This window comes from Pandoraea pneumonica (genome assembly GCF_049918595.1).
In the GTDB taxonomy this organism is placed as follows: domain Bacteria; phylum Pseudomonadota; class Gammaproteobacteria; order Burkholderiales; family Burkholderiaceae; genus Pandoraea; species Pandoraea pneumonica_A.
In genome coordinates this window covers 279,634-299,689 of record NZ_JBNCRZ010000002.1, presented here as the reverse complement: position 1 = coordinate 299,689, position 20,056 = coordinate 279,634, and the positions used below count along the sequence as shown (strand labels likewise).

General features: G+C 62.4%; 21 protein-coding genes and 1 pseudogene. 12 read left to right on the top strand and 10 right to left on the bottom strand.

The window, feature by feature from the left end; translation table 11 throughout:
• Positions 1–168: 168 nt before the first annotated feature.
• Positions 169–438: a 30S ribosomal protein S15 gene (gene rpsO / locus ACPWR9_RS07905; RefSeq protein ID WP_023595479.1), complete on the bottom strand. Its 270-nt coding sequence runs from the start codon at positions 436–438 to the stop codon at positions 169–171.
• A 278-nt stretch (positions 439–716) separates the two neighbouring features.
• A complete protein-coding gene (locus ACPWR9_RS07900; RefSeq protein ID WP_426297498.1) occupies positions 717–2,003 on the bottom strand; it encodes a branched-chain amino acid ABC transporter substrate-binding protein in 1,287 nt (428 codons plus the stop codon).
• 153 nt (positions 2,004–2,156) lie between these two features.
• On the opposite strand from ACPWR9_RS07900, the gene ACPWR9_RS07895 reads away from it, so the two are divergent.
• The 4 genes from ACPWR9_RS07895 (at position 2,157) to ACPWR9_RS07880 (ending at position 3,921) form a co-directional block, all read left to right on the top strand.
• Positions 2,157–2,663, top strand: a complete 507-nt coding sequence (locus tag ACPWR9_RS07895) for a hypothetical protein (protein WP_426297500.1) — start codon at positions 2,157–2,159, stop codon at positions 2,661–2,663.
• 16 nt (positions 2,664–2,679) lie between these two features.
• Complete coding sequence (locus ACPWR9_RS07890; RefSeq protein WP_426298005.1) at positions 2,680–3,285, top strand: sigma-70 family RNA polymerase sigma factor; 606 nt, start codon at positions 2,680–2,682, stop codon at positions 3,283–3,285.
• A complete protein-coding gene (locus tag ACPWR9_RS07885; protein ID WP_426297502.1) occupies positions 3,272–3,475 on the top strand; it encodes a zf-HC2 domain-containing protein in 204 nt (67 codons plus the stop codon). The genes ACPWR9_RS07890 and ACPWR9_RS07885 overlap by 14 nt, the downstream gene beginning before the upstream one ends.
• Positions 3,476–3,582: 107 nt before the next feature.
• Positions 3,583–3,921, top strand: a complete 339-nt coding sequence (locus tag ACPWR9_RS07880; protein WP_426297504.1) for a DUF4148 domain-containing protein — start codon at positions 3,583–3,585, stop codon at positions 3,919–3,921.
• Positions 3,922–4,009: 88 nt separating this feature from the next.
• On the opposite strand, the gene ACPWR9_RS07875 is transcribed toward ACPWR9_RS07880, so the two are convergent.
• The 8 genes from ACPWR9_RS07875 to ACPWR9_RS07840 form a co-directional block, all read right to left on the bottom strand.
• The gene (locus ACPWR9_RS07875; protein ID WP_426297506.1) at positions 4,010–5,101 is read right to left on the bottom strand and encodes a MerR family transcriptional regulator; all 1,092 of its coding nucleotides are present in this window, start codon (positions 5,099–5,101) and stop codon (positions 4,010–4,012) included.
• A gap of 157 nt (positions 5,102–5,258) precedes the next feature.
• Positions 5,259–6,803 carry a 2-isopropylmalate synthase gene (locus ACPWR9_RS07870; protein ID WP_426297508.1) on the bottom strand — a complete coding sequence of 515 codons (1,545 nt, stop codon included), beginning with the start codon at positions 6,801–6,803 and terminating at the stop codon, positions 5,259–5,261.
• Between the two features lie 210 nt (positions 6,804–7,013).
• Positions 7,014–7,499, bottom strand: coding sequence for a peptidoglycan-binding protein LysM (lysM, locus tag ACPWR9_RS07865; protein ID WP_426297510.1), 486 nt, complete (start codon positions 7,497–7,499; stop codon positions 7,014–7,016).
• A gap of 197 nt (positions 7,500–7,696) precedes the next feature.
• Positions 7,697–8,575 carry a CDP-alcohol phosphatidyltransferase family protein gene (locus tag ACPWR9_RS07860; RefSeq protein WP_426297512.1) on the bottom strand — a complete coding sequence of 293 codons (879 nt, stop codon included), beginning with the start codon at positions 8,573–8,575 and terminating at the stop codon, positions 7,697–7,699.
• Between the two features lie 182 nt (positions 8,576–8,757).
• Positions 8,758–9,393, bottom strand: a complete 636-nt coding sequence (locus ACPWR9_RS07855; RefSeq protein ID WP_426297514.1) for a phosphatidylserine decarboxylase — start codon at positions 9,391–9,393, stop codon at positions 8,758–8,760.
• Between the two features lie 222 nt (positions 9,394–9,615).
• Positions 9,616–10,632 carry a ketol-acid reductoisomerase gene (ilvC, locus tag ACPWR9_RS07850; protein ID WP_426297516.1) on the bottom strand — a complete coding sequence of 339 codons (1,017 nt, stop codon included), beginning with the start codon at positions 10,630–10,632 and terminating at the stop codon, positions 9,616–9,618.
• Positions 10,633–10,711: 79 nt separating this feature from the next.
• Positions 10,712–11,203 carry an acetolactate synthase small subunit gene (ilvN, locus tag ACPWR9_RS07845; RefSeq protein ID WP_023595471.1) on the bottom strand — a complete coding sequence of 164 codons (492 nt, stop codon included), beginning with the start codon at positions 11,201–11,203 and terminating at the stop codon, positions 10,712–10,714.
• A gap of 90 nt (positions 11,204–11,293) precedes the next feature.
• Entirely contained in the window at positions 11,294–13,063 is a 1,770-nt protein-coding gene (locus tag ACPWR9_RS07840) for an acetolactate synthase 3 catalytic subunit (protein ID WP_150681175.1), read from the bottom strand.
• 446 nt (positions 13,064–13,509) lie between these two features.
• Between ACPWR9_RS07840 and ACPWR9_RS07835 the strand changes: the two genes are divergently transcribed.
• From ACPWR9_RS07835 to ACPWR9_RS07800, 8 genes and pseudogenes are all read left to right on the top strand, one after another.
• Positions 13,510–14,082: an RNA polymerase sigma factor gene (locus ACPWR9_RS07835; RefSeq protein ID WP_150681176.1), complete on the top strand. Its 573-nt coding sequence runs from the start codon at positions 13,510–13,512 to the stop codon at positions 14,080–14,082.
• Positions 14,079–14,510 carry a DUF3619 family protein gene (locus ACPWR9_RS07830; protein WP_426297518.1) on the top strand — a complete coding sequence of 144 codons (432 nt, stop codon included), beginning with the start codon at positions 14,079–14,081 and terminating at the stop codon, positions 14,508–14,510. Before ACPWR9_RS07835 ends, ACPWR9_RS07830 begins: the two co-directional genes overlap by 4 nt.
• Positions 14,511–14,532: 22 nt before the next feature.
• A complete protein-coding gene (locus tag ACPWR9_RS07825) occupies positions 14,533–15,414 on the top strand; it encodes a DUF3106 domain-containing protein (RefSeq protein ID WP_426297520.1) in 882 nt (293 codons plus the stop codon).
• A 325-nt stretch (positions 15,415–15,739) separates the two neighbouring features.
• Positions 15,740–16,240, top strand: coding sequence for an RDD family protein (locus ACPWR9_RS07820; protein ID WP_426297522.1), 501 nt, complete (start codon positions 15,740–15,742; stop codon positions 16,238–16,240).
• A 50-nt stretch (positions 16,241–16,290) separates the two neighbouring features.
• Positions 16,291–17,223 (top strand): esterase/lipase family protein, encoded by a 933-nt coding sequence (locus ACPWR9_RS07815; protein WP_426297524.1) that lies wholly within the window; start codon positions 16,291–16,293, stop codon positions 17,221–17,223.
• A gap of 238 nt (positions 17,224–17,461) precedes the next feature.
• A pseudogene (locus ACPWR9_RS07810) lies at positions 17,462–18,322 on the top strand (UDP-2,3-diacylglucosamine diphosphatase); the annotation flags it as partial.
• 152 nt (positions 18,323–18,474) lie between these two features.
• Complete coding sequence (locus tag ACPWR9_RS07805; protein WP_426297526.1) at positions 18,475–19,512, top strand: glycosyltransferase family 4 protein; 1,038 nt, start codon at positions 18,475–18,477, stop codon at positions 19,510–19,512.
• 38 nt (positions 19,513–19,550) lie between these two features.
• Positions 19,551–19,985: a diacylglycerol kinase gene (locus ACPWR9_RS07800; RefSeq protein WP_150681182.1), complete on the top strand. Its 435-nt coding sequence runs from the start codon at positions 19,551–19,553 to the stop codon at positions 19,983–19,985.
• Positions 19,986–20,056 lie beyond the last annotated feature (71 nt).

Here is a 20,056-nt window from a genome sequence, read left to right as displayed (position 1 = left end):
ATGACACAAGCCCTGCTTGCCGACGAGGCCCCGTAACTCGGGAACCCGGTGCGAGGACCGGGCTTGGCGACCCTAAACGCTTCGAAATGAAGCTATTCAGGCGTCGCCCAAAAACAAAATGCCTGCATCAGCACGCTGATACAGGCATCTCGTCGTAATCGTAATCGCTTACTTACGCAGGCCCAGCTTCTCGATCAGGGCGCGGTAGCGGTCCGCATCCTTGCCCTTGAGGTAATCGAGCAGCTTGCGGCGACGGCTCACCATGCGCAGCAGACCGCGGCGGCTGTGGTGATCCTTCATGTGGGCCTTGAAGTGCGGGGTCAGTTCGTTGATGCGCGTGGTGAGCAGCGCAACTTGCACTTCGGGGGAACCGGTGTCATTGGCCGTGCGGGCGAATTGCGCCACAACGTCCGACTTCTTGATATCTGCGTTCGACATTTGCTTTCCTTGGATACACGCGGTCACGGAAGAATGGCCGTGCCGTGAACTTACAAAAACATGCGCGACAACCGCCGCGCACAAACAAAAACTGCAAGTGCGCGATTATACGGGAATTGCCATCAGGCCGCCACAATTTTCCATGCAGCGCCCCAGCGGGCGGGCCTGAGGCCCTCAACTCAAGGGCTAAACGCCGCCAAACACCCCGTACAATCCGCCCCAAATCGCCGGATTGTCACGAAATTCGCACCAATCGAACCCCGGCGGCACACCGCCAATCAACGCTGGCGCGCCATCCGGCAGGTACTCGGCAGCGCCACCTTGTTCGCCGGCAGCTCCATCACCGTCTTGAAGCCATACCCCGAGCCTTCGTTATCGAACTTCACGCCCGGCTCGCCAGCACGACGCATCACGGACACATACAGCGGCTCGATCATCTGGTGGTCGTTCGGGCGCATCCACGCATCGGCCGGCGCCTCACGGATGCGGCGATTCTCCAGCGCCCTGCCTACCGTCGTCACGTCGGTCGTACCGGCCTGCTCGAGCGCCGACGTAATCATGTCGATCATCACGCTCATACGCAGCAGCGGATAGTCGTCGCGCGCTTCCGGGTAACGTGCACGAAACGCCTTATAGAACGCATCCGACGCCTCACCGCCCACATTCGGGTGCCACTCGGCCACCGCATAGACGCGCCCGACCCCGGCGTCGCCAAGCGCGGCAGGCGCGCCCAATGCATTGCCGTAGAACGTGTAGAACTTGAGCTCCATGCCCTGCTCGCGGGCGGCTTTCACCAATAGCGTGAGGTCGTTGCCCCAACTGCCGGTCACCACCGTATCGGCACCGGCGGCGCGAATACGTGCGAGGTACGGCGTGAAATCCTTCACGCGGCCCACCGGGCTGAACTGTTCGCCGACGATCTGCACATCGGGACGCTTCACCCCAATCATCTGACGCGCCAGCCCCGCCACTTGCCGCCCAAAGCTGTAGTCCTGATTGAGCAGATAGACCTTCTGAATGCTCGGATCTTCCTTGATCGCTTCGGTCAGCGCCTGCATACGCATCGCGGCGTTCGCGTCGAAGGCGAAATGCCAGAAGCTGCACTGCTCGTTGGTGAGCGCCGTATCCACAGCCGAGTAGTTGAAGAACAGCATGCGCTGTCCCGGCTCACGGGCGTTTCGCTTGTTGATCGCGTCGATCAACGCCGACGCCACGGCCGAGCTATTGCCCTGCAAGACAAAGGGAATTCCCAAATCGCCGGCCGCTTTGAGCTGCACCAGACTGTCTTCGACCGCCCCTTTGCTATCAAAAACCGTGAGTTCCAGAGGATGGGCGCCATCACGCAATTTCACACCGCCACGGGCATTCACACGGTCGATCGCAAAGCGCAAATTGCGCTCGACCATCGCGCCCGCATTGCCGAACGGCCCGCTCATGCCTTCGATGAGCGCCAGGCGAATCGGCGGTGCGGCATGCGCAAGACCGGTGGCGGCCAAGAGGCCAACCGCGACTAAGCGCGGCAGTGAACGCGGCAATACGCGCGCCAACAAGACGTGAAATTTCATCGAGGCCCCAGTAACTCTCTCGGCGCGAATCATAACTGCCCGGTCCGGCCCCGGCAAGCCGAGGCACCCCACGATGCGTCACACGGCGGTATGCTTACGGCGTGCCGCTGTGCGGTATTTCCGCGTCATTTCCGCGTCGATATGAGGCTATCCATGATCCCGATTTCCAGAGTGCTCGCAGTTGGCGTGCTGACCCTGTCGCTCACCGCCTGCTACACCGCGCCATGGCAGACGTTGTCGCCCAACGCGTCGCAGGCTGACGTTCAGGCCCAACTCGGCAAGCCGAAGGAGGTCTATCCGTTGGCGCCGGGCGTCACTCGCTGGCTTTACCCGACCAAGCCGTTTGGCGAAGAGACCATCGCCGCCGACTTCGACGCGCAGGGCCGCTTGCTGAAAACGACGCAGGTGCTGTCCACGCAAGAGTTCAACAAGGTCGAGGTCGACAAGTGGACCAAGACTGACGTGCTGCATCACTTTGGCGAACCGGTCGAAACGTCGGCTTTTCCGCTCATGAAGCGTGAAGTCTGGACGTACCGGTTCAAGCAAGACGACGTGTGGTTCTCGATGATGAACTTCTACTTCGACCTCGATGGCGTCGTGAAAACCACGCAAATCAGCCCCGACCCGCTTCACGAGAAGCGCGACAACAACCTGTTCTAGCCGCAGGAGACGCGTTATTCCCCTTTCCCCCGATCTCGATACTGCATACCTCACTGAACTCCGGCACGACCTGTTGCGTTTTGCCCGGCTGCAATTGCGCGACGACCATCTCGCTGAAGACGCCGTGCAGGAGTCGCTCCTGGCGGCCTGCGCCCAATCGCACGACTTCGCAGGCCGCGCCCAGCACAAGACTTGGGTCTTCGCCATCCTGCGCAACAAGTTGATCGATACCATGCGCGCACGGCGGCGCACGATCAACGCGTCGGCGCTAGAAACCTCGGGGGACGCCGACGCCCACGGCGACTCCGTGTTCGATCGCGAACTCTTCGAAGACAACGGCCATTGGGCCGAACACGCGCGCCCGCGTCCATGGCCCCGGCCCGAGGCCATCGTTGCCCGGCAGCAATTCTGGACGATGTTCCATTGGTGTCTGAACGACCTTCCCGAAGCCACCGGACGCGTGTTCGCGATGCGCGAATTGCTCGACATGGAAATGGCAGAAATCTGCGACGAACTCGAATTCAACGCGAATCATTGCAGCGTGCTGCTGTACCGCGCGCGTCTGCGCTTGCGTACGTGCCTGTCGGCCAAGGGACTGGAGAGCGCCGATGCCACTGGGTAAATGCCGCGCCATGACACGCACGATCTCCGATGGCCTCGATCGCCGCTTAACCGTTGTCGAAGCGATTCGCCTTCGCTTACACCTGAGTGCCTGCGACGGCTGCCGCCATTACCGTCAGCAGGTTCAGGCGCTGCGCGCGATCGCGCGCATCGCCAGTGGCCGGGACGCGGATGGGAACGGCGATCTTTGAAATTTTTCTGCGAAATCTGTCATATCCGGCTCGCCGGTCCGACTAAACGGTGTCATCGCCAGCCAATGTGCTGCGCGGTGCTCCCTTTCATCGACCGGAGAGACACCATGAAAATTCGCAGACTTGCCATCGCCACCACCCTCGCTGCATTCGGCGCGATTGCCGCCAATTCGGCAACCGCATCGAACCACTCGGGGCTCACGCGCGCCGACGTCAAAGCCGAACTCAAGCAACTCCATGAAGCTGGCTATTCGGCCGGATACGACCACACTCGCTACCCCGCGAGCCTGATGGAAGCGCTGGACGACGTGGCTCGCAACAATGCTGCGAGCACTGACGCGAATGGCACGCCCGCAAAGCAGAAAATGGCCGCCATGGACATGGATCGACCGGCGTTCCGCGACGGGGACACAGGCTTTCTGAACCGCGTGTATCGAGGCAGCTAAGCAACGCATTGTGGCGTCGCGCTCCTCGCGCTAGCGAGAGCCTGGAGCGCTGGGCGCAAGCGTTTTTAGTCGCGGCACAGACGCCCACCTATGCGGCGGGTGCCCGCCACGCGATCATGCCCTGCGTGCGCGCCCGTACGTCGCTCGGTGCGAGGCACGACGCAAGCGCCTCGTACCCGCGCGCGCCGGGATACGGCGCGACACAGAATGGCGGTTCGTGATTCGCCGGACACAAGATCAACGTCTCGCCGGGCACAACAGCAGACAGATCGAGGATGTGCACCGAGCGCGTCATGAGAATTAGCCGCTGCGACGAGCGCGTCGCGCGATGGCGCAAGAAGCGAATCAGTGCTTCTTGCGTCGCTTGATTCAGCCCCTGCTCCACCATATCGACAACGACAACAGGTGCCGGGCGTGTCCGCGCGAGCGCAGCCCCCTCAGTCACTTCGTCTGTGTCGTCTGTGTCGAGCGAGCGTAAGAGCGAATACAGATCCGGACTCAATTGGCCGCCCTCATCTACAATCCACGCCGTCGCTCGCTCGATGCGAGCACGCTGAGCCGCATCGGGCGAAGGCGAGGCGGCTGCACCAGCCGACCGGTCGAGGCCAAGGAAAATCGCCCCGGGTATCGACTCGGCCAATTGCATCGCCAAACGCGTCTTGCCGCTGCCGAGCGGGCCAGTCAGAAACGTAAGCGCTCCCACGTCCTTCAATTCAAACCACTCGCCGCCCCACGGCCACGGCAGCGTGAAGCCGACATTCAACGGCGCTGCGCGGGCGTCATGACGAGGTTCATTACGCAGCAACTGCGTCAACACCCCAATCGCAGGCATTCGCCCGTCACGAAGTTCTGCGCGAAGGGCACGCACGTGAGCAATCTGTTGCATTCGGACCGCCGTGTCACGCAACAACGCCACCTCGTGCGCCTCAAGCGCCTGCGCGAGTGCTTCGCCATCCCCACCCAGCACCGATTTCACCTGCGCAAGGCTCAAGCCCAACTTGCGCAACGCCACGACTTCCCCGGCCCGCGCCATGTCCTGCTCGCCATACTGCCGATAACCGGCAGCGGTGCGCCCCGGCGCCAGCAGACCGTGTTGCTCGTACAGACGCAACGCCTTGCCGGACACGCCAAGCTGCTGCGCCGCCTCGGACGCCGTGAGATTTCGATCGTAAGACGCCATTTATCGCTCCTTCATCTGCGGGATGACATCATGTTCAGCCCGACCCCAAGGGACGGGTCAAGCAGCGTTTCCGTCATCACCAGAAACGACAAAGCCGCCACCTTCGAGACGAAAGCGGCGGCCTTTCTGTGGCTCAGCACATCGGCGCGAGAGCCAATTACGGCGTCAGTTGCGGATTGAGCTTCTCGGCCTTCGAATACAACTTGTTGAGCGCCGACAGATACGCCTTGGCAGACGCGGCCACGATATCCGGATCGGTGCCCACGCCGTTCACGATACGGCCAGCCTTCGACAGACGCACGGTCACCTCACCCTGCGACTGCGTGCCCGTCGTAATCGCGTTGACCGAGTACAGCAACTGTTCGGCACCGCTTTGCACTTGCGACTCGATGGCATTGAGCACCGCGTCGACCGGGCCGTTACCTTCGGCTTCGCCGACCAGCTCCTTACCCTGTGCCGTGAACACGACACGTGCGCTCGGGCGCTCACCCGTCTCCGAGTGCTGTGCCATCGACACCAGATAGAAGTGCTCGCCGCCTTCGGCCGCCGCTTCGTTCGAGACGATCGCCAGAATGTCTTCGTCGAAGATTTCCGACTTCTGATCGGCCAGCTCCTTGAAGCGCGCGAACGCGGCGTTCACGTCTTGCTCCGACTCCATCTCGATGCCCAGCTCTTGCAGGCGCTGCTTGAATGCGTTGCGGCCCGAGAGCTTGCCCAGCACGATCTTGTTCGCGGTCCAGCCCACATCTTCCGCACGCATGATTTCGTAGGTATCGCGAGCCTTGAGCACGCCGTCCTGGTGAATGCCCGAGGCGTGCGCAAAGGCGTTCGCACCGACCACCGCCTTGTTCGGCTGCACGTTGAAGCCGGTAATCTGCGAGACCAACTTCGAGGCCGGCACGATTTGCGTCGTGTCGATGCCCAGTTCCAGCCCGAAGTAGTCTTTGCGCGTCTTGAGCGCCATCACCACTTCTTCGAGCGACGTATTGCCCGCACGCTCGCCCAGACCGTTGATCGTGCACTCGATCTGACGTGCGCCGCCCAACTGCACGCCCGCCAGCGAGTTCGCCACGGCCATACCCAAGTCGTTATGGCAGTGCACCGACCAGACTGCCTTGTCCGAGTTCGGCACGCGCTCGCGCAGCGTACGCACCAGTTGGCCGTAGAGTTCCGGCACGCCGTAGCCGACCGTATCGGCCACGTTGATGGTCGTCGCGCCTTCGTCGATCACGGCTTCGAGCACGCGGCACAGGAAATCCAGATCCGAGCGGCTGCCGTCTTCCGGCGAGAATTCGATGTTGTCGGTGAACTGACGCGCGAAACGCACGGCCAGTTTCGCTTGCTCGAACACCTGATCGGGCGTCATGCGCAGCTTCTTCTCCATGTGCAGCGGAGACGTGGCGATGAACGTATGGATACGCGAGGAGTTCGCGCCCTTGAGCGCTTCAGCGGCACGGGCGATATCGCGGTCGTTGGCGCGCGCCAGCGAGCACACCGTGCTGTCCTTGACGATACCGGCGATTGCCTTGATCGACTCGAAGTCGCCGTTCGAGCTGGCGGCAAAGCCCGCTTCGATGACGTCCACGCGCAGACGCTCCAGTTGACGGGCGATGCGAATCTTCTCGTCGCGGGTCATCGATGCGCCGGGCGACTGTTCGCCGTCGCGCAAGGTCGTATCGAAAATGATCAGCTTGTCAGCCATGACTTTCTCCTGTGGGGATCTCGTAGGGTTCGGTTTGTTCTTGGTGTCTTGTCGCGCTTGCCTGGACGGCGAGCGGTGCGCGCGGGCGGGCCGGGGCCGGTCGGAAGACGGCGGAGCCGCGTGGCGATATCGGTGCGAAATCATTGCCCAAAAAAACGGCCCGGTCAATGCCGGGCCGCTTTCTGTCAGCGCTTGCCTAATACAGGCGTGTCAGGCCGGTGGAATGCGCAGCACCTGCCCCGGGTAGATCTTGTCCGGGCTGGTGAGCATCGGCTTGTTCGCTTCGAAAATGGCGTTGTACTTATTGGCATTGCCATACACCTCCTGCGAAATGGCCGACAGCGTGTCGCCCGACTTCACCGTGTGATAGGTCGCCTCGGCCGAGGCCGTCGACACGGACATCTTGTCGTCGACCTGCGCCACGCCCTTCACATTGCCGCAACACAGCAGAATCTTTTCCTTGGTCGCCTGATCCGGTGCCACGCCGAACACCGTCACCGTGCGCGACGCGCCGTCAAACGTCACCGTCAGCCCGGTGGCGTCCAGATTCTGCGTTTTGATGTAGTTCTCGATGGCCTCGGCGGCCGTGCGGTTCGCGGCGTCCGCATCGGGGCCCGGCGGCGGCGGTTCGGCGGCTTCTGCCTTGCTGCCCAACAATGCCTGACCGGCTTCTTTCACGAAGTCCAGAATGCCCATGATTTCTCCTTCGTCACGTAGAACAACGGAAACGGCGCCGGAACCGGCCTGATGAACCACGGCACACCCGCGCCGACGGGGGGGTACTTCGGAGCCTGCAACCGCAAGACTACAGCATCGCGGCACAGGGTCACCTGACAACACTGACAGGTGGATGTGACAAGGGGCGTACCGAGACGCCCCTTGTTTTGACCTGATTACTCGTCCACTTCGCCGAAAATCCGCTGGCGGCGGCCTTTCACGAAGCGAATCGCCCACAGCACGTAGCCCGAAATGCTGTAGAGGCAGAACATGCCGAACAGCACCAACGGCGGGTCGGACGACACCAGAATGAAGCCGACCATGAACAACAGCACCACGCCGAACGACACCCGCTGGCGCACATCGAGCGCTTTACCGCTGTAGAACGGCGCATTGGAGACCATCGACATCCCGGCGTAGATCGTCAGACCGAACGCCACCCACGGCATCCAGAACACGTTCACGGGCAGCTTGTTATCGATCGTGATCCAGACGAAACCGGCAATGAGCGCGGCGGCCGCCGGACTCGCCAGCCCTTGGAAGAAGCGCTTGTCGACCACGCCGATGTTCGTGTTGAAGCGCGCCAGACGCAACGCCGCCCCGGCCACGTACACAAACGCCGCCAGCCAGCCCCACTTGCCGATTTCGTGAAGAATCCACTCGTACATGACCAGCGCCGGCGCCACGCCGAACGACGTCATGTCGGAAAGCGAATCGTACTGCTCGCCAAACGCGCTCTGGGTGTTGGTCATGCGGGCCACGCGCCCGTCCATGCCGTCGAGCACCATGGCGAAGAAAATGGCGATGGCTGCCTGCTCGAAGCGGTCGTTCATGGCCTGCACGATGGCAAAGAAGCCACAGAACAGCGCGGCCGTCGTGAAGGCGTTGGGCAGCAGATAGATACCGCGACTGCGCGGGCGAACCGGCAGCTCGTCCTCCGCGGCGTGTTCGTGTTCTTCGTTCATCGATGAGTCTGCGGAAGCGTTTTTATGACGGCCGAACGGTGAAAGGTGTCGGACATTGTTGCGTAAGCGGCCGCGATGGTTTTCCGGCATCTGAACCTCCTTGACGATGCGTGGGGCTGCGGGCCGGGCCCGCGACGGATCACCGCTATTGGAACGCGAGAAGCGAAAGCAGTTGCAGACCGCGGCACAGTGACGCACAACATGGCTTCAATTTCATGCCCAACGTTGCGTTGCGTCGCCGCGCGCGGCCCGACTTGGTCAAACGGTGCCGATTACAGGTCGGCGAGGATCGTCGTGGTCGCCGACACCTTTTCGCCGATGGTCACGCGCGGACGCGAGCCCAGCGGCAAGTACACGTCGACACGCGAACCGAAACGGATAAAGCCATAACGCTGACCGCGCGTGAGGTTCTCGCCCGGCTTCACGTAGCACAGAATACGGCGCGCGATGAGGCCGGCCACCTGCACGCTCGTGACGATCTGACCGCCCACGTCGATCACCAGCGCATTGCGCTCGTTCTCCAGCGATGCCTTGTCGAGATCGGCGTTGAAGAAACGACCCGGGAAATATTCCACCTTGGTCACCGTGCCGTCAACCGGGGCACGATTCGAGTGAACATTGAAAACGTTCATGAACACGCTGATCTTCAGCGCTTCACGGCCTGCATAGGGGTCCTGCGTGGTTTCGATGGCGACGATGCGGCCGTCGGCCGGCGAGAGCACGGCGCCTGCCTGTTGCGGCACCTGACGCGGCGGATCGCGGAAGAATTGCAGCACGAACAGGGCGATCACCCAGAACGGCGCGGCCCACAACACGCCTGCCAGAAAGTGCACGACAAGCGCGACGGCGACGGCGATGCCCAGGAAGGGCCAGCCCTCGCGGGCGATGATCGGGTGAGGATAATTCATGCGATTGACTCGCGTCCTTGGGAAAACGGTTGAGTGAGCGGGTCGGCCTGCTTCGGGCCAAACCGTGGCGTGGCGGCATTGTAGCAATGCGCGCGCCGAGACGACACTTTTTCGCCATTTGACACGCCGGCGTCACAAAAAAAACCGCCCGCCGAACCGCGGCGAGAGCCACGGCGGGGCGGACGGCTGATACTGCTAGAACCGCGGCGACTGACGTCGTGCTTAGTTCTTCGACTGGTCGACCAGCTTGTTCTTGGCGATCCACGGCATCATTGCGCGCAGCTTGCCACCAACTTGCTCGATCTGGTGCTCGGCCGTGATACGGCGGCGCGAGATCAGGGTCGGGGCGCCGGCCTTGTTTTCCAGGATGAACGACTTGGCGTATTCGCCGGTCTGGATGTCGGTCAGGCACTGCTTCATGGCCTTCTTCGTCTCTTCGGTCACGACGCGCGGGCCGGTGACGTACTCGCCGTATTCGGCGTTGTTCGAGATCGAGTAGTTCATGTTGGCGATGCCGCCTTCATAGATCAGGTCGACGATCAGCTTGAGTTCGTGCAGGCACTCGAAGTAAGCCATTTCCGGGGCGTAGCCGGCTTCCACCAGCGTTTCGAAACCAGCCTTGATCAGCTCGACGGTACCGCCGCACAGCACGGCTTGTTCGCCGAACAGGTCGGTTTCCGTTTCTTCGCGGAAGTTCGTTTCGATGATACCGGCACGGCCACCGCCGTTAGCGGCGGCGTACGACAGGGCGATGTCGCGAGCGGCGCCCGACTTGTCTTGTGCCACGGCGATCAGGTGCGGCACGCCGCCACCTTGCGAGTACGTCGAGCGCACCGTGTGGCCCGGGGCCTTCGGGGCAATCATGATGACGTCCAGGTCGGCGCGCGGGATCACGCAGCCGTAGTGAACGTTGAAGCCGTGTGCGAAGGCCAGTGCGGCGCCTTGCTTGATGTTGTCGTGCACTTCGTTCTTGTACACGTCGGCAATTTGCTCGTCCGGCAGCAGCATCATGACGATGTCAGCCGACTTCACGGCTTCTGCCACTTCCTTGGTGTTCAGGCCGGCGTTGACCGCCTTGTTCCACGAAGCGCCGTTCTTGCGCAGACCGACCGTCACGTTCACGCCGCTGTCCTTCAGGTTCTGTGCGTGGGCATGGCCTTGCGAGCCGTAACCGATGATCGTGACTTGCTTGCCCTTGATGAGGGAGAGGTCGGCGTCTTTGTCGTAGAAAACTTTCATTTTGAAATTGTCCCGTATTACTAAAAATTAACTGAAATCAGAATGGATCGAAATCCGCTTACCGTGTTGGCGTTACCGCTCAAACCTTCAGGATGCGCTCACCGCGACCGATGCCCGAGCCGCCGGTACGCACCGTCTCGAGAATCGCCGTGCGATCGAGCCCTTCGATGAACGCGTCGAGTTTCGACGAGTTGCCCGTGAGTTCGATCGTGTAGGTCTTTTCAGTAACGTCAATGATGCGGCCGCGGAAAATATCCGACATCCGCTTCATCTCCTCGCGCTCCTTACCGACCGCGCGCACCTTGATGAGCATCAGCTCACGTTCGATATGCGCACCTTCGGTCAGATCGACCACCTTCACCACTTCGATCAGCCGGTTCAGGTGTTTCGTGATCTGTTCGATTACATCGTCAGAGCCCGTCGTGACCACCGTCATGCGCGAGAGCGAACGATCTTCGGTCGGCGCAACGGTCAAGGTCTCGATATTGTAGCCACGTGCGGAGAACAGCCCGACAACGCGCGACAGCGCGCCCGGCTCGTTCTCGAGCAAAACAGAAATAATGTGCCTCATGGTGTATCCCGGATTGTCCAATTTTGTGGGTTCGCCGCGCCTGTGCCCCGGCCTCAATTAGCCAGGCGCACTGCGGCGCACCGCGCCTTGTTACAGATCTTCCGAACCAAGCAGCATCTCGCTGATGCCCTTGCCCGCCTGGACCATCGGCCAGACGTTCTCGGTGGGATCCGTTTGGAAATCCATGAATACCGTACGATCCTTGAGCGCAAGCGCTTCGCGCAGTGCCGGCTCGACGTCCGACGACTTCTCGATGCGCATACCCACGTGACCGTACGCCTCGGCGAGCTTCACGAAGTCCGGCAGCGCGTCCATATACGAACTGGAATAGCGCTTGCTGTATTCGATTTGCTGCCACTGGCGAACCATGCCCAGATAGCGGTTGTTGAGCGACAAGATCTTGATCGGCGTGCGGTATTGCAGGCACGTCGAGAGCTCTTGAATACACATCTGGATCGAGCCTTCGCCAGTAATACAGGCGACTTCGGCATCCGGATGCGCCATCTTCACGCCCATCGCCGCCGGCAGGCCGAAGCCCATCGTGCCCAAACCACCCGAGTTGATCCAGCGGCGCGGCTTGTTGAAGCGGTAATACTGCGCGGCCCACATCTGGTGCTGACCGACGTCCGAGCACACGAAGGCTTCGCCATCGGTGAGCTTCCAGTACGTCTCCACCACATGCTGCGGCTTGATGATTTCGCTCTTGCGATCGAACGCGAGGCAATCGCGCGAACGCCATTCCTCGATCTGCTTCCACCAGTCGGCCAGCGCCGCGGTGTCCGGACCATGCTCGGCCGTTTGCAGGTTTTCGATCATTTCGCGCAACACTTCCTTCACGTCGCCGACGATCGGGATGTCGACCTTCACGCGCTTGGAAATCGACGACGGGTCGATGTCCACGTGAATGATCTTGCGAGCGGTCGAGGAGAAGTGTTCCGGGTTACCGATCACACGGTCGTCGAAGCGCGCACCGATGGCGATGAGCACGTCGCAGTGCTGCATGGCCATGTTGGCTTCGTACGTGCCGTGCATGCCCAGCATGCCGAGGAACTTGGGATCGCTTGCGCGATACCCGCCCAGGCCCATGAGCGTGTTGGTCACCGGATAGCCGAGCAAGTCGCAGAACTGATTCAGTTCCTTCGATGCATCGGCGAGGATGATGCCGCCGCCGGTATAGATATAGGGACGCTTGGCCGAGAGCAGCAGGCTCATCGCCTTGCGGATCTGACCCGAGTGGCCCTTCGTGACCGGGTTGTACGAGCGCAGCGAGACCGACTTCGGATACTCGAAGCGGGCGCGCGCCTTGGACACGTCCTTCGGAATATCGATCAACACCGGGCCGGGACGGCCGGTCTTGGCAATATAGAAGGCTTTCTTGATGGTGGCGGCGAGGTCGCGCACGTCCTTCACGAGGAAGTTGTGTTTGACGCACGGACGGGTAATACCGACCGTGTCGCATTCCTGGAAGGCGTCCAGACCGATGGCGGCCGTGGGCACCTGCCCGGTGATGATCACGAGCGGGATCGAATCCATGTACGCCGTGGCAATACCGGTGACCGCATTGGTCACACCGGGGCCAGACGTCACGAGGCACACGCCGACTTTGTCGGTGGAACGCGAATAAGCGTCGGCCGCATGCACGGCAGCTTGCTCATGGCGAACCAGGATGTGCTGGATCTTGTCCTGCTTGTAGAGTTCGTCGTAGATGTAGAGAACCGAACCGCCGGGATAACCCCACAGATGTTCGACCCCTTCTTCCTGAAGCGAGCGCACGAGAATCTCGGCGCCAATCATGTCTTCGGAAGTGTTTTGATGGCGAGTAGCTTCCGCCTCGGAGAATTCCGCGCTTGGCATGTTCATTGTCGACCTTTCAAAGTTTCGGCAAAAATTTTGATCGGGTGCTCTCCCCGCGAACTTGTGGTTCGGGCTCAAGCTGCGCGTCTGAATGATGGACACACCTTTTAAGCGTGCCGATATTGAGACAATCACAGATATTGCGAACTGGCAACGTTACCGGTTTGCAGCAAAATGGTCAAGCAGGTTTATGCATTTGCAGCATGATTGCGAAGTGCGCTTCGCAAGATTCCCACACCGTGCGCTATAGCGCCCCATGCTGGTGCACAATCTTTACACGATAGGAACCCAAGGCAAACCCGCCTGTGGCAATCGAGCAAACACGGTGAAAAGCGGTTACATGGGCGCGCGTTTTTGGTAGCATCCGCTCCGACTACGCGATCTTTACGTAATCTTTACGCTTACACGGCATTTCAAAGGCGCAGCGGGCAACGCTGCGTGCACCCCACCGGATGGCATCTGACAAGGAACTGGCGGATTTTCTCGCGGGCATCGAACGGCGCGCCTTCAAGCAGGCCGTCTATGCCGTTCGTGACGACGAGGCCGCCCTCGATATCGTTCAGGATGCGATGATCCGTCTCGCCGAGAAATACGGCGACAAGCCGCCGGCCGACCTGCCGCTGCTCTTCACGCGCATTCTCCAAAACACGATTCACGATTATTTCCGGCGTCAAAAGGTGCGTAACACCTGGGTGACGCTATTCTCGAATCTTGGGGGCGCCAGCGACGACGATCGCGACGATTACGATCCGCTCGAAACCTTGCTCTCGCAGGATGGGTCAATCCAGACCGAGAGCAGCGAAGACCAGGTTTCGCGGGCGGAAATCCTTACCATCATTGAGTCAGAGATACAGAAACTACCCGCGCGTCAACGGGAAGCCTTCCTCATGCGTTACTGGGAAGACATGGACGTTGCCGAGACCGCCGCCACGATGGGGTGCTCGGAAGGCAGCGTCAAGACGCACTGCTCACGCGCCACACACGCGCTGGCGGCAGCGTTGAAGGCAAAAGGGATCAGGTTATGAGTCACGATCTGGAAACGAGGGAAATTCGCTTCGCACATCGCGTGCGACTGGCGCTGGACGAAGCAGCGGATACGCCGTCGCCGAATATTGCGGCCCGGCTGGCCGCCGCACGCCAGGAGGCGCTTGCGCGCAAGAAACCGGAACCGGTCGCCGTCGTGCAACCGGCGCTGGTGCTCGCGGGCGTCGGTGCCGTGGGCGGCGCGCCGGACATCGGCGGGTCGCGTCGCGCGTTCGACAAACTGGGGCGTCTGGGGCTGCTCTGGCCGCTCGCTGCCTTGGTGATCGGTCTGGCGGGTATCGCCTACTGGGAACATCAGCAACACATTCAGGACCTTGCGGATATCGACGCCGCAGTGCTCAGCGACGAACTGCCGCTGTCGGCTTATGCCGATCACGGTTTCAACGCCTATCTGAAGCGTGCCCAGTAGTCCCACCCTCCAAGACCGCCCTGTGACGCGACGCAACGTACTTTATCTGGTCGCCGCGCTTATCGTGGCCGCGCTCGCCGGCACGGCAGCGCTGCGCCGCTCGCAAGCCCCCGAGCCCGTCTCCGACGCACCACCGGTGATCGCCGGTGCCAGTGCCGCGGGGGCTTCCGCCACCGCGTCCGGCGCGGCTGCCAGCGCAGCAATCGGCAGCCTCTCGGGCGCCACCGCCAGCGCACCCGCCGCCGCACTGCCGTCGCCCGGCGGTTACTGGGCCAAGCTCACCCCCGCACAACGCGAAGCGCTCTCGCCGCTCGCCCAAGACTGGAATCGCATGAGCGATCGTCAGCGCGAAAAGTGGGTCGAGATCGCCAAGCGCTTCGACACGCTTTCGCCGGAAGGCCGCAAACGCCTGCACGATCGCATGGCCGACTGGGTTCGCCTGACGCCCGAGCAACGCCAACTGGCCCGCGAAAGCTATCAGAACGCCAAGACCCTGCCGCCGGATCGTAAGGCGCAGGTCTGGCAGCAGTACCAGCAACTTACCGACGACCAGAAAAAACGTCTGGCCGCCGACGACAAGAAGCAGTCAAACCGTCCCAACGTGGTAAGCGCGCCGCCCTCGGGCCGCACGGGCGTGAAGAACCCGTACGCGGGGGTCCATCGCAAAGACGCCGCGACGACTGGCAAGAACGGCGCACTGCCAGTGCCGGCGCCCTCGTCGACGCCGGCTGGTGCTTCCACGCCCGCCGCAGCGGCACCTGCCGCAGGTCAGGCCGGTACGGCGCAAGCGGGCGCAGGTAGTGCCGCCGCAGCCAGTGCAGCCGCCGCCAACGGCAGCAATGGCAATGCCGCCAACGACCGTGGCGACGCCGTCTTCAATTCGGACCTGTACCACCACAATTGACGCTTGGCCCTGCCATCGCGTTGCCTGACGGCCGCCTCCGGGCGGCCGTTTTGCATTTGCGCCTGTGACTACGCCAAGCCCTCCTCACGTCAAGCCGCCGCCTCGCCACGCACTTCGGCAGCACCGGCATGCCGTTGCGCCGACTGGCTGGCCCATCGCGGCAATCTTCCGCATAATGGGCGACGCATTGCCAAGTGCAGACGCGCCCCGGCCTCGGCCCAGTGCGTCTGACAATAAGACCTCCGACCACGCTGCGATGACCGACTCCGCCACCACCCGCGATTCCTCGCCTGCCTCCTCCCCCGCTGCCGTAACGCGATCAGGCATGCCCTCGCCCGACGGCAGCTACGCCGTGCCGACATTGCGCCGCCGTCTGCTGTCGATGGTCTACGAATCGCTGCTGCTCTTCGGCGTGCTGTTTCTCGCGGGGTATCTGTTCAGTGCATTGACCCAGCAGCACAGCGGCCTGATGTATCGCCACGCCATGCAAGCCTGGTTGTTCCTCGTACTCGGCGCTTATTTCGTGTGGTTCTGGACGCATGGCGGGCAAACGCTCGCCATGAAGACGTGGAAAATTCGCATCGTCGACGCCCAGGGCCAGCCGCTCGGTGTTGGCCGTGCGATTGCCCGGTACGTGCTTGCGTGGCTGTGGGTACTGCCCGCGATGGCGCTCGACTGGGCACTTGGGCTGACCGGCTGGAACAGCGTTGCGCTTCTCTCCGGATGGATCGTGTTGTGGGCGCTCGCCATGCGCGTCATGCCCGATCATCAATTCGTCCATGACCGGTTAGCTGGCACGCGCCTCGTGAGCGTGCTCGGCAAATGAGCCCGCCGCGCGACGCGCCCCCGTCAGGCCCACTCGGGGCGACCGGGGCCGTGCGTAGCTATCGCGCATCGCGTCCGCATGTCATCTTCGGCGCGGCCGAGGTCCTGCTCTCGCTCGTCGTGGCCGGGGCCACATGGGCGACGTGGCACAGCCCTTGGACGACGCTGCTCTGGACGCTGCTCTGGTTGCCGGTCTCGCATGCCGTCGGCTTAGCGGCAGGTTTCACCATGGCGGCCAACGCCGACCCGACGCCAGAGCGGTGCACGAGCGGCGGCACGAACATCGCGATTTGGGCGTACGAATGTGCCGCGTCGATCCTGCTGCTCGATGTCTATCAACCGTGGCGCAGCACGGCCGCCACCGCGTCACCGACGGGCCCGGCACGACCGGTCGCCGTCCTGCTCCTGCACGGCTACGGCTGCAACCGCGCGTTCTGGCTACGCTTCTCCCGTCATCTGGCTGACGCGGGCTATCACAACGACGCTATCAATCTCGGGCCGATTTTCGGCGACATCGACGATTACGCCGAGACGATCGCCAACGCTGCCCTGGCGCTCGCCGAGCGCACGCGCTTGCCTGTCGTACTCGTGGGGCACAGCATGGGCGGCATCGCCGCGCGTGCGTGCCTGCGCCGGTTCCCGACGTTGCCCGTCATTCACACGATCACGCTCGGCTCGCCGCACTTCGGCACCCTGCACGCGCGCCATGGCATCGGGCAAAACGTGCGGCAGATGGGCCTCGGCAGCGAATGGCTCGTCACGCTTGCGAACGCTGAAAGCGATGCCGAACGCGCGCGCATCACGTCGATCTACACGTATCACGACAACGTCGTGTACCCCGTGCGGACTTCCGTCTTACCGGGCGCGCGCAACATTGCGCTCGACGGGCTCGGACATGTCTCGCTGGGCACCCACCCGCGAGCCCGCGCGCTCGTGTTGGAAACGCTCGAACGCGTCGCGCAAGGCTTGCGTCAGCACACGTGAGTCGTTGCGACTGATTCGGCACGCGAAAGCCTGTCGCATCGCCACCACGGTTCAAGACACATTCAAGACACGTCGATGACTGTCATCGTCCCTTCACGAAGGCACGGCGTAATGCACGCATGTTCAACGCGACGTGCGAGCCGCTATGACGACGACACCCACCTTTGTGCCGCTCTCCCCACCCACGGCTCGCGCCGGTCGCTTCGCCGACGCCCCGCCGGGACGCCCCGCCACCCCGCCCGCTACGCCCCCCGCCGCACCGCCCTCCACGATCGACCTGCCGCCCGATAATCCCGATCCGCTCGATCCGCCGCCTGAAGGCATCACGCGCTACCGCACGATCTGGCTCTCGGATATTCACCTCGGCACGCAAGGCTGTCAGGCGGACTACCTGCTCGACTTCCTGCGTCACCACGAGTCGGACTATCTCTATCTCGTGGGCGACATCATCGACGGGTGGCATCTGCGCAAGGGCTGGCATTGGCCGCAGGCGCACAACGACGTCGTGCAGAAGATGCTGCGCCGAGCGCGCAAGGGCACACAAGTCATCTATGTGCCCGGCAATCACGACGAAGCCGCGCGGCAGTTCTGCGGCCTCGCGTTCGGCGACATCGCGGTGCGCGACGAAGCGTTTCACACCACGCTCACCGGCAAGCGCCTCTGGATCACACACGGCGATTTGTTCGACGGCGTGATTCAGCACGCGAAGTGGCTCGCCTATCTGGGCGACTCGCTCTACACGCTGACGCTGCTCCTCAACCGCTGGTTCAATCGCGTGCGCACGCGCTTCGGCTTCCCGTACTGGTCGCTCTCGCAGTACCTCAAACATCAGGTGAAGAACGCCGTGAATTTCATCTCGGCGTTCGAGAACGTGATGGCGGACGAGGCGCGTCGCCGGGGTTGCGACGGTGTTGTGTGCGGCCACATCCACAAGCCGGAAATCCGTGAGATCGACGGCCTTCTGTACTGCAACGACGGCGACTGGGTCGAGAGTCTCTCGGCGCTGGTCGAGACGACCGAAGGCGAGCTTCGCATCATCTACTGGACGCAAAAGCGCAGTGCCCGTGCCACGGTCAAGAGCACGCCGGTGAGCGCTTGAGTCTGCTTGAGCCTGCTTGAGCCGACATTGCAGGACCCCGTTGTGAAACGCCAGTGCGCGCCCGGCCGAGCATCGCCGGGCGCACGCCCTGACCCCGCGCGCGCCGTCTGCGCGCGTCTTTGACTCGCGCCATGTGCGCGAAGGAGCGCCCGATGAAAATCATGATCGTCACCGACGCCTGGGATCCGCAAATCAACGGTGTGGTCCGCACGCTGAAGAACACGCGCGCTCAACTCGAAGCTGCCGGCCATCGTGTCGAGTTGCTCACGCCGCAGGAATTCCGCACGTTCCCGTGCCCGACCTACCCGGAGATTCGCCTCGCCTTCTTCGTGGGCGGTCAGGTGAAGCGCCGTATCGAGGAATTCGCCCCCGACGCGCTGCATATCGCGACGGAAGGCCCGCTGGGCATGGCCGCACGCAAGTGGGCCACGCGTAACGATTTCCCGTTCACCACGGCGTATCACACGCGCTTTCCTGAGTACGTGCAGGCGCGTTTCGGCCTGCCGCTGAAGACCACCTACCGCTTTTTGCGCTGGTTCCACAAGCCCTCGCGCGCCGTGATGGCACCCACGCCCGTGGTCAAGCGCGACCTCGATGCCAATGGCTTCAACAACGTGGTCTTGTGGACGCGCGGCGTCGATCTCGACATCTTCCGCCCGCAGGAAGCCCATGTGTTAAATTCAGCCCATCCGATCTTTCTCTACGTAGGACGCGTTGCTGTGGAGAAAAATATTGAGGCATTTCTGAAGCTTGACCTGCCGGGCTCGAAATGGGTCGCGGGTGAGGGGCCGCAATTGGCGGAGCTTCGTTCGCGCTATCCGGATGTCAATTATCTCGGCATGCTGTCGCAGCCCGAACTTGCGAAGGTGTACGCGTCGGCCGACGTTTTCGTCTTCCCCAGCCGCACCGACACGTTCGGCCTGGTGCTGCTCGAAGCGATGGCCTGCGGCCTGCCTGTGGCGGCCTACCCGGTGACCGGCCCGATCGATGTGATGCACGGGTGTCCCGAAGGCGATGCTGGCGCGTTGCGTGAAGACCTGCGCGAAGCGTGTCTCGATGCGCTCAAGGTGTCACGCGAAAGTGCCCGAGCATGGGCGGAACGTTTCTCGTGGCAGGCTGCCTCAGAAGAGTTTGTTTCGCACCTGCACCCGCGCTCGCCCGAGTCGTCATCGCTCGCGCCTGCGCTCTGATCCACCTCTTGAGCCCGTTGCGGCGAGGAACCTGACGCTTGTTCATCGACCATCCGCCGCCACGCGACAAACAACCGAATCCGTACAAAGGCAACCGGGGCGTCATGCGCGCATGGCGCGCCCTGAAGTACTCCTTGTCCGGCTTCAAGTTTGCCGTGTTCGAAGAGAGCGCTTTCCGGCAGGAACTGGCGCTCGCCGCCATCTTGCTGCCGGCAGCGATCTTCCTTCCCGTCACCGCCGTCGAGCGCGTCTTGCTCATCGGCTCGATATTGCTCGTGCTGATCATCGAGCTGGTCAATTCGAGCATCGAGGCGGCCATCGATCGTATTTCCCTCGAACGGCACGAGTTGTCCAAACGGGCCAAGGATTTCGGCAGCGCCGCCGTCCTCGTTGCCCTCGGCCTGTGTCTGCTCACGTGGGCGTCGCTGGCCGGCCCTGTCATCGTCGAACTCGTTCGCTCCGCGTTTTTCTGAGATCGCTCACGGCGCACCTTCCCATGCTTGGCAGTGCCCCGCTGCCGGGTATAATCGGCGCCGTACCCAGT